16 protein-coding genes are annotated in these 14,483 nt (G+C 66.5%); 9 read left to right on the top strand and 7 right to left on the bottom strand.

The window, feature by feature from the left end; genetic code table 11:
• Positions 1–18 precede the first annotated feature (18 nt).
• The 3 genes from FEJ81_RS13275 (at position 19) to FEJ81_RS13285 (ending at position 3,288) form a co-directional block, all read left to right on the top strand.
• Positions 19–1,086: a M42 family metallopeptidase gene (locus FEJ81_RS13275; RefSeq protein ID WP_138245739.1), complete on the top strand. Its 1,068-nt coding sequence runs from the start codon at positions 19–21 to the stop codon at positions 1,084–1,086.
• A 173-nt stretch (positions 1,087–1,259) separates the two neighbouring features.
• Positions 1,260–1,505, top strand: coding sequence for a hypothetical protein (locus tag FEJ81_RS13280; protein WP_138245740.1), 246 nt, complete (start codon positions 1,260–1,262; stop codon positions 1,503–1,505).
• Between the two features lie 160 nt (positions 1,506–1,665).
• Positions 1,666–3,288: an SLC13 family permease gene (locus FEJ81_RS13285; protein WP_138245741.1), complete on the top strand. Its 1,623-nt coding sequence runs from the start codon at positions 1,666–1,668 to the stop codon at positions 3,286–3,288.
• A 419-nt stretch (positions 3,289–3,707) separates the two neighbouring features.
• Here the strand turns inward: FEJ81_RS13285 and FEJ81_RS13290 are convergent, their stop codons facing one another.
• Positions 3,708–5,138, bottom strand: coding sequence for a heme o synthase (locus tag FEJ81_RS13290; RefSeq protein WP_138245742.1), 1,431 nt, complete (start codon positions 5,136–5,138; stop codon positions 3,708–3,710).
• Positions 5,139–5,263: 125 nt separating this feature from the next.
• On the opposite strand from FEJ81_RS13290, the gene FEJ81_RS13295 reads away from it, so the two are divergent.
• Positions 5,264–5,617: a DUF7410 domain-containing protein gene (locus tag FEJ81_RS13295; RefSeq protein WP_175416419.1), complete on the top strand. Its 354-nt coding sequence runs from the start codon at positions 5,264–5,266 to the stop codon at positions 5,615–5,617.
• A gap of 1 nt (position 5,618) precedes the next feature.
• On the opposite strand, the gene FEJ81_RS13300 is transcribed toward FEJ81_RS13295, so the two are convergent.
• Entirely contained in the window at positions 5,619–5,900 is a 282-nt protein-coding gene (locus FEJ81_RS13300; RefSeq protein WP_138245743.1) for a DUF7111 family protein, read from the bottom strand.
• A 103-nt stretch (positions 5,901–6,003) separates the two neighbouring features.
• Between FEJ81_RS13300 and FEJ81_RS13305 the strand changes: the two genes are divergently transcribed.
• Both FEJ81_RS13305 and FEJ81_RS13310 read left to right on the top strand, forming a co-directional pair.
• A complete protein-coding gene (locus FEJ81_RS13305; RefSeq protein WP_138245744.1) occupies positions 6,004–6,909 on the top strand; it encodes a DUF3267 domain-containing protein in 906 nt (301 codons plus the stop codon).
• Positions 6,910–6,979: 70 nt separating this feature from the next.
• Positions 6,980–7,282: a PadR family transcriptional regulator gene (locus FEJ81_RS13310; protein ID WP_138245745.1), complete on the top strand. Its 303-nt coding sequence runs from the start codon at positions 6,980–6,982 to the stop codon at positions 7,280–7,282.
• Between the two features lie 17 nt (positions 7,283–7,299).
• Here FEJ81_RS13310 and FEJ81_RS23235 read toward each other — a convergent pair whose 3' ends face one another.
• The 3 genes from FEJ81_RS23235 to FEJ81_RS13320 form a co-directional block, all read right to left on the bottom strand.
• On the bottom strand, positions 7,300–7,470 hold the full coding sequence (locus tag FEJ81_RS23235) for a hypothetical protein (protein WP_175416420.1): 171 nt from the start codon (positions 7,468–7,470) through the stop codon (positions 7,300–7,302).
• A 108-nt stretch (positions 7,471–7,578) separates the two neighbouring features.
• The gene (locus tag FEJ81_RS13315; protein WP_138245746.1) at positions 7,579–8,772 is read right to left on the bottom strand and encodes an acyl-CoA dehydrogenase family protein; all 1,194 of its coding nucleotides are present in this window, start codon (positions 8,770–8,772) and stop codon (positions 7,579–7,581) included.
• An 84-nt stretch (positions 8,773–8,856) separates the two neighbouring features.
• The gene (locus FEJ81_RS13320; RefSeq protein WP_229504710.1) at positions 8,857–9,915 is read right to left on the bottom strand and encodes a complex I subunit 1/NuoH family protein; all 1,059 of its coding nucleotides are present in this window, start codon (positions 9,913–9,915) and stop codon (positions 8,857–8,859) included.
• An 84-nt stretch (positions 9,916–9,999) separates the two neighbouring features.
• Here FEJ81_RS13320 and FEJ81_RS13325 point away from each other — a divergent pair, with 84 nt between their 5' ends.
• Entirely contained in the window at positions 10,000–10,650 is a 651-nt protein-coding gene (locus tag FEJ81_RS13325; protein WP_138245748.1) for a helix-turn-helix domain-containing protein, read from the top strand.
• A 40-nt stretch (positions 10,651–10,690) separates the two neighbouring features.
• Here FEJ81_RS13325 and FEJ81_RS13330 read toward each other — a convergent pair whose 3' ends face one another.
• On the bottom strand, positions 10,691–11,332 hold the full coding sequence (locus FEJ81_RS13330) for an SDR family oxidoreductase (RefSeq protein ID WP_138245749.1): 642 nt from the start codon (positions 11,330–11,332) through the stop codon (positions 10,691–10,693).
• Positions 11,333–11,491: 159 nt separating this feature from the next.
• On the opposite strand from FEJ81_RS13330, the gene FEJ81_RS13335 reads away from it, so the two are divergent.
• Together FEJ81_RS13335 and FEJ81_RS13340 are read left to right on the top strand one after the other, a co-directional pair.
• Positions 11,492–12,538 carry a phytoene/squalene synthase family protein gene (locus FEJ81_RS13335; RefSeq protein WP_138245750.1) on the top strand — a complete coding sequence of 349 codons (1,047 nt, stop codon included), beginning with the start codon at positions 11,492–11,494 and terminating at the stop codon, positions 12,536–12,538.
• Between the two features lie 56 nt (positions 12,539–12,594).
• A complete protein-coding gene (locus FEJ81_RS13340; protein WP_138245751.1) occupies positions 12,595–13,014 on the top strand; it encodes a thiol-disulfide oxidoreductase DCC family protein in 420 nt (139 codons plus the stop codon).
• 48 nt (positions 13,015–13,062) lie between these two features.
• On the opposite strand, the gene FEJ81_RS13345 is transcribed toward FEJ81_RS13340, so the two are convergent.
• Positions 13,063–14,349, bottom strand: coding sequence for a hypothetical protein (locus FEJ81_RS13345; RefSeq protein ID WP_138245752.1), 1,287 nt, complete (start codon positions 14,347–14,349; stop codon positions 13,063–13,065).
• Positions 14,350–14,483 lie beyond the last annotated feature (134 nt).

Consider the following 14,483-nt stretch of genomic DNA (forward strand, 5'->3'; position numbering starts at 1 on the left):
CGCGCCGCACGTACGGGCATGACAACCGTTCCGTTCGATCTGTCGCTCCTGACGGAGTTGACGGAGACGAGTGGCGTCCCCGGCTACGAGGATCGCGTCCGCGAACTCGTCGTCCGGGAGTTCGAGGACTCGGTCGACCGCGTGCGCACCGATGCGATGGGCAACGTCGTCGGGACCCTCGAGGGCGAGAGCGACTACTCGGTGGCCGTCGCGGCACACATGGACGAAATTGGCTTTATGGTTCGCCACATCCGCGGCGACGACGACGGCTACGGCTTCGTCGAACTCGACGCGCTCGGCGGCTGGGACGCTCGCGTGCTCAAGGCCCAGCGCGTGACGATTCACGCCGAAGACGAGGACGTTCCGGCCGTTATCGGCTCGCCACCGCCGCACACGTTAGACGAGAGCGAGCGGGAGAAGACCCCCGAGGTCGAGGACGTCGTCGTCGACCCCGGTCTGCCCTACGAGGAGCTAACCGAGCGCGTCTCGCCCGGCGACCTCGTCACGATGGACCAGACCACCGAGCGCGTCGGCGAGACGATCACCGGCAAAGCGCTGGACGACCGTGTCTGTCTGTTCGCCATGCTCGAGGCGGCCCGCCGGCTGACCGATCCCGACGTGACGATCCACTTCTGTGCGACCGTCCAAGAGGAGGTCGGACTCCGCGGCGCTCGCGCCCTCGGCGTCGATATCGACCCCGACCTCGCGCTCGCACTGGACGTCACCGTCGCCAACGACATCCCCGGCTTCGACGCCGGCTCGCACGTCACCGAACTCGGCGACGGCACCGCCATCAAGCTCAAGGACTCGAGCGTCATCACCAACCCGAAACTCCACGGCCGACTCCAGTCGCTCGCCGAGGACGAGGAGATCGACCACCAACTCGAGATACTCCCGTCGGGTGGCACCGACACCGCCGGCTTCCAGCACACCGCCGGCGCGAAACCCGTCGGCGCGATCTCGGTCCCGACCCGATACCTCCACACCGTGACCGAGACCGCCCACGTCGACGACATCGCTGCGACGATCGATCTGCTCGAGGCCTTCCTCGCGACCGAAGACGGCGAGTACGACTACACGCTCTGACTGGGGATCAGACATCGCGACTGCTCGAGCGGCTCTTTTGAGGAGTAACGGCCAGTATTCGACGATAGGGGACGAGTGCGGCGAACTCATTCGGGGCAAGCGGCGGCGTATGACGCCGATTCCTGACGAAGCACATTTCAACGATGCCTCTCATTTCACTCGTACCGACTCTCATGGACGCATCCGACGTTCCCGATCCCGATGCCATCTCGCCGCGCGCGTGGCGACTGCTCCGAGTCGCCGCCGGGTACGACCAGCGGGCGGTCGAACGGGAAGTCGACGAGCTCATGCAGGCCCACATCTCGATGCTCGAGAGCGGGAACCGGTCCCTCTCTCGAGCGCGCCGGGAGACGCTCTTGGAGCTCTACAGCGTGGAACTCGCCGACGAGCAGGTGCGGGCGATCGTCGACCATTTTTAGTCGGAGTGAGGACCGTCGCTGTGACCACCGCAGATTCCCCGTCGCGTCCGCGAGGTGAGTTGTAGACCTCGCATCTCGACGCGTGAACAGCGTGGGTGGTGATCTCACGCTTGCGGATGAAAAGATTTAATAACAATAATGATTATTCATGGCTGTATCAATGATACATCGACTCTTGGGCGGGTCAAACAAGCGATTAGTACAATTCCTCCTTGCGGGGATCGGGATGGTTGCGATCGCAGCCGCCCCGTCCCCGGCCGGGCTCTCGGTGACGGGCCAGTACGCCATTGCGACGATGTTCTTCGCAGGCATCCTCTGGGTAACCGGTGCGCTTCCGCTGGCGGTCACCGCACTAACGATTCCCGTGTTGCTGACCGGCACCGGCGTCTACGACTCGATGGACGCCGCGCTCGTCGGGTTCGCGGATCACATCATCTTCCTGTTCCTGGCCGGGTTCATGCTCGCGAACGCGATCCAAAAGTACGATATCGACCGGCGGATCGCGCTGTACTCCATCGCCAAGATGGGCAGTTCGCCGCGGCGGTTGATCCTCGCGATCATGGTCGTGACCGCCGTGTTGTCGATGTGGGTCTCGAACACCGCGACGGCCGCGATGATGACGCCCATCGCGGTCGGGGTCCTCACGCAAGTCCTTGACCGCGATGACCTCGCGTCGTCGGAGGCGAAAACGCAGGACACGTCGGCGTCCGAAGAACCGGCTGCCGACGGCGGGATCGCCGAGTCGCCGGCCGCGTTCACGAACCTCCAGATCTCGATGCTCCTCGGGACCGCCTACGCCGCCAGCGTCGGCGGCGTCGGGACGATCATCGGTACGCCGCCCAACGCCATCCTCGTGGGCCAGCTCAACGCCATTCTGGACTACGAGATCGGGTTCGCCGACTGGTTCCTCGTCGGCTTCCCGATCGTCGTCGTGACGCTCCCACTCGTCTGGTTCGTCCTGACCTACGTGCTGTATCCGCCGGAGGTCCCCGACGTGGGCGCCGCTCGAGCCAGTGCTCGAGAGCAACTCGCGGCGGAGGGCGAACTCGCTCCCCGCGGCAAGCGCGTGGCCGCGATCTTCGCCGCGACGGCCGGGCTCTGGATGGTCGGCGGACTCGGCGAGTTCTTCGAACCGTACCTCTCGAGCGTCTGGATGACGACCATCTTCGGCGGCGAGGGGATGACGGTCTTCGGCGTCGACGGCCATCAGGGACTGCTCTATTACGTGATGGTCGGCGTCGCCGCGGTTCCGGCGCTCGTACTGGCCGACACGATGGAGTGGGAGGAACTGGTCGACATCGACTGGGGGACGCTGTTGCTGTTCGGCGGGGGTATCTCGCTCGCGAACGCGCTCGCGGACACGGGTGCGACGGAGTGGATCGCGAACACGGCGTTCAGCGGGCTCGTCGGCGCGCCCATTGTCCTCGTCATCGGCGCGGTCGTGTTGCTGGTCATCTTCCTCACCGAAATGACGTCGAACGCCGCGACGACCAGTATCATCGTTCCCATCCTGATCAGCCTCGGGAGCGTCTTCTCGGCGACGCTCGGGCTGACCGACTTCTCGACCGCGCTGTTCCTCTCGGTCGCCGGGACGATCGCCGCGAGCTTCGCCTTCGCGCTCCCGGTCGCGACGCCGCCCAACGCCATCGTGTTCGGCAGCGGCTACGTCGAACAGCGCCACATGCTCCGCGCGGGGCTCATCTTGAACGCCATCATGACCGCCGTCCTCACCGGGCTCATCTGGGTCCTGTTTACGTTCGTTTGGCCGCATCTGCTCTGGTGAGAGCGCGATTTGTGTCCGATCGGTGAGAAGGACTCGAGCCACACCCGACGATCGGTTGCGGAATTCCTGTTCGTCTCGAGATCGGCTCTCGAAGCCGTCGTGTGCTCGGCCGCGGGACGCTACGCTCGAGTTCGGAACTGGCCGATTGATAGCGCGCACTTCTCCGCGGCCCACCAGTTCGCGTTTCGGCTTTTCCCTCGCCTCGAGATTCAGGATACGCTCAACGCTGAGTGAGCGATTTCGGAGTGACTGCACGGACTCGAGGGAGTAACGACTGCCACGTTTCCCCGATCGCACGCGGCGTGCGGTCGGGTGTACGCGACGGTCAACGGGTACGAAGCGGCGTTACGAGGAGCCGGACTCACCGATCGGGTCGTCGGAAAGGTCTGTCCGTTCGTTCTCGAGAGCAAGACAACGACTCAAAACGCGAGCGCGTCGACGAGGATCGCGACCAGCACGGCTCCGAGGAACGCGTTCGAGGCGTGGAACGCGCGGAACGCGGCGGCCTCGGTCTGCTCGAAGTGGAGTCGAACGGCGGCCCAGAGGAAGATCCCGCCGAAGACGACGACCGTCCCGGCGTACAGCGGACCGAGGTCGGTGAGCCACGCCAGCGCGATCGAACTCACGAGCGTCGCAGCGATGTAGTAGATGATCTGCTTTCGCGTCTCTGTCTCGCCGCGGACGACCGGCATCATGGGGAAGCCGCCGCGAGCGTAGTCGTTCTTGTAGGCCAGCGCGAGGTTGTAGAAGTGTGCCGGCGTCCAGAGGAAGATGACGCCCGCGAGCGCGAGGCCGGGCCAGCCGATTTCGTTCGTGACGGCGGCCCAGCCGATGAGCGCAGGCAGTGCGCCCGCAGCGCCGCCGATGACCGTATTCTGGACCGTGTTCGGTTTGAGGAGGAGCGTGTAGACCACGCTGTAGAAGATGATCGCGGCCAGCCCGAGCGCCGCGGCCAGCCGGTTGATCGTCAGGAACGCGGCCAGCGACGCGACGGTCAGTCCGGCGCCGAACAGCAAGGCGTTGCGAACCGGAATCAGATCGACCGCCAGCGGCCGGTCTGCCGTGCGGGACATCTTCTGGTCGACATCGCGCTCGAGGACGTGGTTGAAGGTCCCCGAGGCGCCGATCGCGAGGACGCCGCCGCCGAGCGTCGCGATGATCGTGGGAATCTCGAGGCCGGGGCCGGCGGCCAGCGCCATCCCCGCGGCGGCGACGAGACAGAGCAGCCACATCAGTCGCGGTTTCATCATCTGGAAGTACGCGAAGGCGGTGAGCCGAGCGCGAGCGAGGCGACTCGAGGGGAGCGTGCGTTCCGAGGCGGTCGGCACCGATTCCTCGAGATCCGCGAGCGGCTCGGGCGAGTCGATACCGTCCTCGTCCTCGCTGCCGGTCGCGAGCTCGAGGTCCCACGCGAGCGCGAGGACGATCCCCGAGAAGATCACGAGTCCGAGCCCGAGGTGGAGCCCGGGGAGGATCGCCGCGGGGCCGATCGTCGCGGTGACGGCACCGACGCCGATCTGGACGACGTAGAGCGCGGCGGCGACGACGAGCGTCGTTCGGATACGGCTCGAGGTGTCGCCGAGGACCGCGGCGACGGCGGTCGCGGCGACGAGCAGGCCGACGACGACCGCCGTGAGCCGGTGGGCCCACGCGATCGCGAGCTCGGTCTGACTCAGCGGGTCGACGGGCGCGTGACAGGTCGGCCACGTCGAACACGACGCGGCCGCGTTCGTCAGCGAAGTCGTCGCGCCGACGATCAGGAGCAGGTAGACGCCCAGCGCGGTCGCTGCGAGCAGTGCTGAGAAGCGGCGTCGCGTGCCGATCGGGCGGGGAAACGACTCTCTTGCCACGGCTATTCTCGTCTACAACCTTCGACTCCGCGTATTTAGGGCTCCCGCTTTTTCCCATCAGCGGCGGCGAGTTTCCGGATGTCTGTCGGCCGCCGACACAGTCCTCGAGAGACGACCGAAGAAGGATGGGGCAGGTCCTCGTAGCCGGTCCCGTGACCGGCGAATCGCGCGGTCGCGCACCCGCGGTCGACACCCCTGCCGTAGCGACCGCCATCGACGGCGAGTTCGAGGGGAACGATCGCGGCGGCGAGCCGCCCGCCCGGTGTCCGTACTGCGACCGGCCGTTCCGACGGGAGCGATACGAGCGGCTTCACCGCGGCCTCGAGCACCCCGATCGCCTCTCCGATCGCGAGCGGGCGGCCGTCGAGCGGGCGGCTCGCGAGGAACACACGGCGATGCGGCGCTTCCGGCTGTACGCCCTCGGCGTGCTCGTGTTGCTGTACTTCGGGCTGTTAATCCTCGCGGCGTTCGTCGTCTGAGTCACATCCCCATGTCCTCGGCCGCCTCCGGGATCGGGAGGTCGTGTGGCGAGACGCCGAGCAGTTCGCCGACGTGATCGAGCGCCATATCGAACCCGTAGTAGCGCTCGAGTTCGTCGCCCTCGGCCGTCGGCCGCACTTTCAGCATCGCGTACCCCTCGCGGTTCTGGGCGATCGCGGCCGTTCCGCCGGTCGCCCGCTCGAACGCGAGGACGCGCTCCGTCTCGGTCTCGTCGTAGGTGGCCGTGATACCGTCGGCTTCGGCCGTCCGGTCGTCGGTCATGATCGGACTTCCTCGACCGATCACCGGGAAACTGTCGGTTCCGGTCGGGACTCGCGGTCCGAACATCGACACCGATTTTTCGATGGCCTTCGAGTCTCGCTCCGTGAGCCGTTCGGACTCCGTCCAGACCCGTCGCCCGCTCGCGACGTTTCGACTCACGCGATCGGTCGCGATACAGTGGCTCGTCGTCTCCGCGGTGGGATTCTTCGGCTTCGCCTACGCGTTCGGCCACGTTCTCGCATGGATCCGGGGTACCGCGCTCGAGCCGATCGCGATCGCGCCGTCCTCGCCGCCGACGGTGCTCGGCGGATTAGTCGTCTCCCTCGGACTGCTCGTCTGTGTGGTCGTCCCCCACGAACTCCTCCACGGCGTGTTCATGGCTCGCTATGGCGACGCCCCGAGCTACGGCATCGGTCTCTCGTACTTCGTATTGCCGTACGCCTACGCCGAGACGAGCGGAGCGAGTTACTCCCGGAATCAGTTGCTCGTCGCCCTGCTCGCGCCGTTTGCAGTGATCACCGCGGCCGGGCTCGTCACGATGGTCGTCTTCCCCACGCCGTTGCTGATCGTCCCGCTGGCGGCGAACGCGGCCGGCTCGATCGGCGACCTCTGGATGGCCGGCGTCCTCTGTCAGTACCCCGCCGACGTTCGCGTGGGCGACCCGCCTAGCGGCGTTCGCGGATTCGGCATCTACGGCGCGGACGAACGGGCCGTGAGCCGCCTGCCGGGGACGCCGCTCCTCTCGCGATTCCTGCGGGGAAGTGTCGCTACCCTCGCCGCAGTCGCGGCGTACGCGCTCCTCGCGGTGTTTCTCTCGCTCGCCTTCGGCTCCGGCGACATCGTCCTCGGCGATCCCGACCGCGGCTGGCTGCTCTTCCGCCACGACCGCCGACCCGGCGGCACCGCGTTCCTCGAGATCGGTGATTGGGCCCTGCTCGGGGTCGCCGCCCTCGGCGGCCTCGTCTGGACGGTCGTCGCGACCGTCCGGCAACGGCTCGAGCGCGAGTGAGGGCGCGTAGGGTGGACCCGCGAACACGGAAACCGTAACCCTCGAGCGGCCGCCGCCCCGATACCGCGCCATGAGCAAGTGGCTCCGGAGCGGCCGCCGCCGGGACATCTGTTTCCTGCTCGCCGCGGCCGAAGAGGACGAACTGCGCGGCCAGCAACTGAAATCCCGCCTCGAGTCCCACTACGACGACCGGCTCGAGCCCAAATCCTTCTACGGCTCGCTGTCGGCGCTGGTCGACGCGGGCTTCGTCGAGAAACGGACGGAGGGGTTACACGACGTCTACGCGCTGACCGACGGCGGCGCACAGCGGGTGCAAGACCACTACGCGTGGGTTCGGGACTGTCTCGAGGACGGCGACGATACCGACGAGTAGGCCGGTCACCGCATCGGTCACTCGAGAGAGGGGTTTTTGATGAGGCGGCCGGCAACGTACAGCGGAATCGCGAACAGCAGTCCGAAAAGCGGGACCATCGCGAAGTCGACGTATGCGCCATCGATCGTGAACGTCAGCACGATCAGCGTGTACGCGATGATCGCGAGGAACAACTCCGTTCGATCCATGCGCCCACTGGACGCTGGATTACTGTAAACGTACTGTAATCGTGGTGCTGGAACAAACGAGAGCCGCGACAGCCGCGACGCTGGCGTCCGAGAATCGGGACCGAGGGGCTACTCCTCGAGCAGTTGGTCGCCGATCGTGTTCCGCAGCACTTCGCTGGTACCCTCGTAGATCTCGTTGAGTTTCGCGTCGCGGTAGAACCGCTGGGCGGCGAAGTCCTTTGTGTAGCCGTAGCCGCCGTGGATCTGGATGCCCTCGTTGGCGACCTCGCGGCTGACCTCGGAGGCGTAGAGCTTGGCCTGCGAGGCGTCTTTGATGTAGTCCTCGCCGCGGATCTTCTTGTCCGCGGCCTTGTGCATGAGCATCTTCGCGGCCTGAATCTTCGTGTCCATGTCCGCGAGCTTGTGTTTGATCGACTGGAACTCGCCGATCGGTTGGCCGAACTGCTCGCGCTCGTTGGCATAGTCGCGGGCCTCCTCGAAGGCCGCGCGGGCGATACCGACACCGCGGGCGGCGATCGTGATTCGGCCGCCGTTGAGCGTTTTCAGCGCGTGGACGAAGCCCTCGCCCTCCTCTCCGAGTCGACGCGATTCCGGAATGCGGAGGTCGTCGAACCGGAGTTCGGCGGTCGGACAGCCCTTATCGCCGAGTTTCTCCTCCGTGCCCTCGACGATGAAGCCCTCGTCCTCCTCGGGCCGGACGATAAAGGAGGAGATGCCCTTGTTGCCGGCCTCGGGGTCGGTCTTCGCGAAGAGCGTGACCGTGTCGGCGACGGAGCCGTTGGAGATCCAGAGCTTGCCGCCGTTGATCACGTACTCGTCGCCGTCCTTCTCCGCGGCTGCGCCGCTCCGTTCCGAGGCGCTTTGCGCCTCGCTCTTCTCTGCGGTGGTGTCCATGGCGGGCACGTCGCTCCCTGCTCCCGCTTCGGAGAGCGCGAACGCGCCGATGTCCCGACCCTCTGCCAGCGGCGTCAGGTACTCCTCCTTCTGGGACTCGTCGCCGAACTCGTAGAGCATGTTCCCCGCCAGCGAGGTATGGGCGGCGACGATCGTTCCCAGCCCGCCCGAGCCGCGAGCGATCTCCTCGAGCCCGATCGCATACGAGTGATAGTCCAGTCCGGCACCGCCGTACTCCTCGGGGAACGGCATTCCCATCAGCCCGAGGTCGGCCATCTCGCCGACGAGGTCGGCGGGGAACTCGTCCTCGTGGTCGATCTCGTCGGCGACGGGAACGACCTCCTCGTCGACGAACTCCGAGACCATGTCCCGAATCTGTTGCTGTTCGGCCGAGAGTGCGAAGTCCATACCCGGAATGCGTGACCTCGCGCCTTTATAGTTCGCTCTTCGGCAGCGGCCTCGAGGCGACGCCGATTCCCGATTTCGGGCGACTCACGCGGCCAATAGGCCGACGATGCTAGCGGTGACGAACAGGTTGGCGAACGAGCACACGAGCAGCCCCTTCCAGCCGATCTCGATCAGTTGGTCGATCCGGACTCGGGGCAGCGCGGAGCGCGCCCACTGCGTGAACAGGAACACGGCCCAGAGCTTGCCGAGGAACCAGACGAATCCGGGAAGGACCGGACCGGCTGGCCCGCCGAGGAAGACCGTGGCGACGATCGCACCGCCCAGAAAGACGTGGACGAACTCGCCCATGTAGACGAGTACGAAGTAGACCGAGGAGTACTCGGTCTGGTAGCCGGCGACGAGTTCGGTCGGTGCTTCGGGCACGTCGAAGGGGTTGCGGCCGACTTCCGCGAGGTTCGCCGTCAGAAACAGGGCGAAGGCGAAGGGGTTGACGATCGCGTACCACGACGGGATCGACAGCCCGCCGAGTTCGAAGAGCGTCGCTTGCTGGGCGGCGACGATTTCGCCCATCCGTAAGCTGCCGGCGAAGATCACGACCGACAGCCCGGTGACGATCAGCGGAATCTCGTAGGCGATGTTCTGTGCGACCGCACGCAGCCCGCCGAGCAGCGAGTACTTGTTCGCCGACGCGTAGCCGCACATCGTCAGTCCGAGCGTGGCGAGTGACGCGACCGCGAAGACGTACGCCAGCCCGACCTCGGGGTCGGCCAACTGAACGGTGATACCGGCGATCGACCCCATCGGAACGACCGCGAACCCGACGATGGCCGAGAAGACGACGAGGACCGGACCGAGATCGTACGCCGGCCGGTCGGCTTCGTCCGGGACGATCAATTCCTTACCGAGCAGGCGGACGGCATCGGCGACGATGATTAGCGTTCCGCCGGGCCCGAGTCGGTTCGGGGCGATCCGGTCGGTGAACGCAGCCGTTACCTTGCGCTTTGCCCAGATAACGATCGCGGCACACGTCAATGGAATCGCTGCGACGAGTACGGCGGCAGCGATCGCAGCGACAGTCTGCTCGAGGAGCGTCGGCGAATTGCCGAACAGCGTCCGAGCAACCGCCTCGGGGAGGAGCGTCATGCGCAGTGGTTCGGCCCGATCCAGGAGTTTGGTTCTGCGAGACATATTCGGACATTTATAGTAGCGCCGTCCGAACCCCGAGCTATGCGGTATCTCCGACTGACCGTCCGGCCGACGGACCGCGAAATCCATCCGGTGCACACGGTCATGACGGAGCGGGAGTTCGTCGATCGCGTCCGGATGGTCCACTGGAACATCGCGGACATCGACGTCCCAGCCATCCTGTTCTCCGTCGTCGGCGACACCGAAGCGCTCGCGGACGCGCTCGAGTCGACCGCCGAAATCGAGTCGTTCGCCATCACGCGAATCGATGAGCGACGGTTCTACTGTTATACGCAGGGGCGGACGACCGCGGTCGAACGAGCCCTGTACGAGGCGTTTACGCGTGATGGGCTGCTCGTCCTCCCACCGTTGACCTACGAGGACGACGGTGGGGTCCGCTTCGAGGTGGTCGGCGAGGCCGACGCGCTCCGGACTGCATTGGCGACTGTTCCTGACGGAATCGACGTCGCGGTCGAACGCGTCGGGGAGTACGACACGGCGCGAGAAACCGTCGATGCTGCGCTTACGTCGCGCCAGCGCGAAGCGATCACCACCGCGCTGGCAACGGGCTACTACGAAACCCCGCGCGAGGCGACGATCGAGGACGTAGCGGCGGAACTGGAATGTGCGCGAAGTACCGCGGCGGAGCACCTCCAGAAGGCGGAGTCACGCATTATCCGAACGGTACTGTGACGACCACGGCGGCGGCCGGTGCGGCGCACAGAGGACCCGATTACTGCGAGCAGAACCACTCGAGGGCCTCGTCGATCGGCTCGTCGCCCGAGAGAATCTCGAAGGTCTCCCCGATGAGAGCGTCGTAGTCGAGCGTGGCCACGAGGGTTCGGGCGACGTCCTCGCGGGGAATATCCCCGGCGTCCAGTCCGATGTCCTCTCCGAGTTCGATCGTCCCGACCCCGGAGTCGTTGGTCAGCTCCCCCGGCCGGACGATCGTGTGGTCGAGGCCGCTCTGCCGGAGGTACTCGTCGGCCTCCGCTTTCGCAGTCAGGTAGTCCTCGAGCGCGTCGGGACCGGCCGCGGGATCGTCGGCACCCATCGAACTGAGCATGACGAACCGGTCGACGCCGGCGTCGCCCGCCGCGTCGATCAGGTTGATCGCCCCGTCGCGGTCGACACCGTAGACATCCTCGCCGCCGGAGCCGGCCGCGAAGAGTATCGCGTCGCAGCCCTCGACCGCGTGATCGACATCGCCGGTCAGGTCCGCGACGACCGGCTCGCCGCCCAGGTCCGCCATTTCGTCGGTCTGGGAGTCGTCGCGGACCATCGCTCGAGCGGTGTGCTCGCTCTCGCCGAGTAGTTCCGTGATATGCTGTCCGACCTGTCCGTGAGCGCCGGCGATGAGTACGGTCCGAGTCACGGGTCCGTTTCGTCCGTCGACACTATACGGATTTCGTCGGAACTCGCCGGGCAGCGAGGAACCGATCGACCCGCGTTCACACCGCGATTGCCGCCGATCGGAAGAACACGCCGCGACCGCGGTGTTTTTCCCGGATGGTCACGAAACTAACTCGAGTAGATGACCACGGGCCAGCCCGAACCCCCCACTGACGCCGACCTCGAGTGGTGTTATGACGCGGTTCACGGCGTTTCGCGGACCTTTTCGATCACGATCGATCGGCTCGAGGAGCCGATGGCGAGACACATTTGTCTCGGCTACCTCCTCTGTCGAATCGCTGATACGATCGAGGATGCGGGACACATCCCGCCGGAGACCCAGACCGAACTGCTCTCGACGTTCGATCGGCTGCTCGATCCGGACGAGTCGGCATCGGTCGCGGCCTTCATGGACGACGTCGAGCCGTGGATTCCGGAGGAACGCACCGACGACTGGGAGGTCGTCGCCGAGACGCCCCGGGTGCTGCGAACGTTCGAATCGCTCGAGGAGGAGCCCCGAGAAATCATGCGCGAACCCGTCCGCGAACTCGTCGACGGCATGGCGATGTTCACCGACCGGTACGCCACCGAGGGCGGACTGCGCCTCCAGACCATCGAGGAACTCGAGGAGTACTGCTGGTACGCCGCCGGCACGGTCGGCACCCTGATTACGGGCCTGGTCGCCCGCGGCACCTCCAACGAGCGGGCCGCGGAGATGCGGGAGAACGCCCGATCGTTTGCGCTCCTCTTGCAACTGGTCAACATCGCGAAAGACGTCGAGGACGACTACCACGAGGAAAACAACGTCTACCTCCCCGCCGAGTGGCTCGCGGCGGAGGACGTCGACGTCGAGGCGGTCACCGACGAGGCCCACCACGGTGGCGTCACGAACGTCATCAAGCGGGTGACAGGCCGCGCCGAAGGCTACCTCGACGACGCCCAGCGCTACCTCGAGGTCGTGCCCGAACACCACGGCAACCGGCTCTCGGCGTGGGCGATCCCCTACCTGCTCGCGGTCGGGACCCTCCGGGAACTGCGCGAACGCCCGGAAGACGTCGTCCGCGAGGGCGACGTGAAGGTCTCTCGAGCGGAGGTTTTCGCGCTGCTCCAGCAGTTCGAGGACGGCGTCTCCCGCTCGCGGCTCGAGGAACTCCGGCGTACGATGTCCGAACAGCCGCTCCACCAGTAGCCGACCCGCGCCGACCGGAACCCTGAATTGGAACCGGCCGCAACGGGGAGACAACAATGAGTTCGGAGACGCCGGACGGCCCGATCATCCTCTTCGACGGCGTCTGTAACCTCTGTAACGGGTTCGTCCAGTTCATTCTCCCCCGGGACACGGAGGGCACGTTCCGCTTTGCCTCCCTCCAGTCCGATATCGGCACCGAACTGCTCGCCGAGCACGGCCTCCCGACCGACGAACTCGAGTCGATCGTCCTGATCGAGGGCGAGGACTGTTACGTGAAATCGGACGCGGTCATCCGCATCGCGCGGCTCCTCGGCGGCGTCTACGCCCTGTTGGGCCCGTTCCGATTCCTCCCGCGCCGGCTCCGGAACTGGGCCTACGACTTCGTCGCCGCACGCCGCTATCGCTGGTTCGGCAAAAAAGACCAGTGTGCCATGCCGCCGGCTGACGTCGATGTCGGCGCGCGATTCCTCGAGTAGTTCGGTCGAGACGCTCGGTCTCGAGTGGAAATCGACTACGAGGAGCGCTCAGTCGACCCCGAGAGCCAGCCGTCGACCGAGCAGCGCGAGCGGGTAGCCGAAGGCGGCGACGACTCCGACCCACGGGAGCAGTAAGAGGCCGTAGACGGTCGGCCCGTATCCGAACAGGGAGACGGGAGCGATGCTCGCGATCGCACCGACCGGCGCGAGCGCGGCGACCGCGACGAGTGCGATCGGGAATCGCCCGCGCTCGGCGGCGTACCCGATCGGGAGACAGAGCGCGGTGGCCGCGCCGAAACAGAGCGGGTACGCGTACACCGGCGGGCCGACCAACAGGAGAGTTATTCCCGCAGTGGCGACCGTCGCGAGGAGCGACAGCCCGACCAGCCCGCGAGTCTCGAGTCCGTCCCCGAACCGGCGCGCCGCGCTTCCCAGCAGGGCGTAGCCGGCTCCGAGCGCGGCCAGCGCGATGGCACCCGGCGCGGGATCGGCACCGGTCGCGGCCACGCCGACGACGAGGAAGCCGCCCGCGCCGACGGCACCGACGGCGACGATCAGCCGCTCGAGCGTCGCGGCGTCGAAGGCATCGGTCCCCGTATCGATTCGACCGATCGCGACGCCAACGAGCCCGAGCAGGATGCCGGGGAAGAGACCGCCGCGCACGCCGTGATCGAGCGCCGTCGGGCCGGTCTCGAGCCCGATCGTGGCGTAGCCGGTCGCCATGCCGCGGACGCCGCCGTTGCCGTAGGTGACGTACGTCTGCTCGTCGAACCCGGTATCGGCCGTCCACGTCGCGGCGTTCCCATCGACCGCGGCGTCGGGGACGCGGTTCGTGATTTCGGTGCCCTCTGGCGTGTGGACCGTCACCCGATCGGCCGCCAGCCCGTACCGGGTGTTCGACGCGCCCACGGCGAAGTAATCGACGAGCCACGCGTCGCCGACCCCGCGGCTCGCGACGTCGTCGACGGTGTAGTTCACGACGACCGTCTCGCCATCGAGACTCGAGTCGACGGTGCCGACGTCGCCGGCCGCGTGGGAGCGCGCCCACGCGTCGTCGACTGCGGCCTCGAGTGCGGTGTCGTTGCTCCGGTATCGCTCGGCGGCCGACGAATTGACTGGAACGCGAGCCTGCCACAGCGAGTCACCCGTTTCGTCGATATAGATATCGAGCGTGCCGGGTTCGGTCGCGCCGTCGATCTCGGCGTCGTTCGCGACGTGCGGGCCACAGACCCCGCAGAGCTGCGTCGGCGGGGGCGCGCCCGCGACGGTGGCGAGGCCGCCTATCGCGACGAGGCTACAGCAGAGGGCGAGGAGCGCGAGTCGGGCGGGTCGCATCGTCGCCGAGTACGCGTGTCAACTGTAAATAAATTAGGTCTTGGTGAACTGTACTCGAACGCTCGAGGACTGGGGTGGTAGCCGGGGATCGAAGGCTCGTTTCAGAACGGGCAGTCGACGGTACGTGCCTCGAG

This window comes from Natrinema versiforme, assembly GCF_005576615.1.
Classification (GTDB): domain Archaea; phylum Halobacteriota; class Halobacteria; order Halobacteriales; family Natrialbaceae; genus Natrinema; species Natrinema versiforme_A.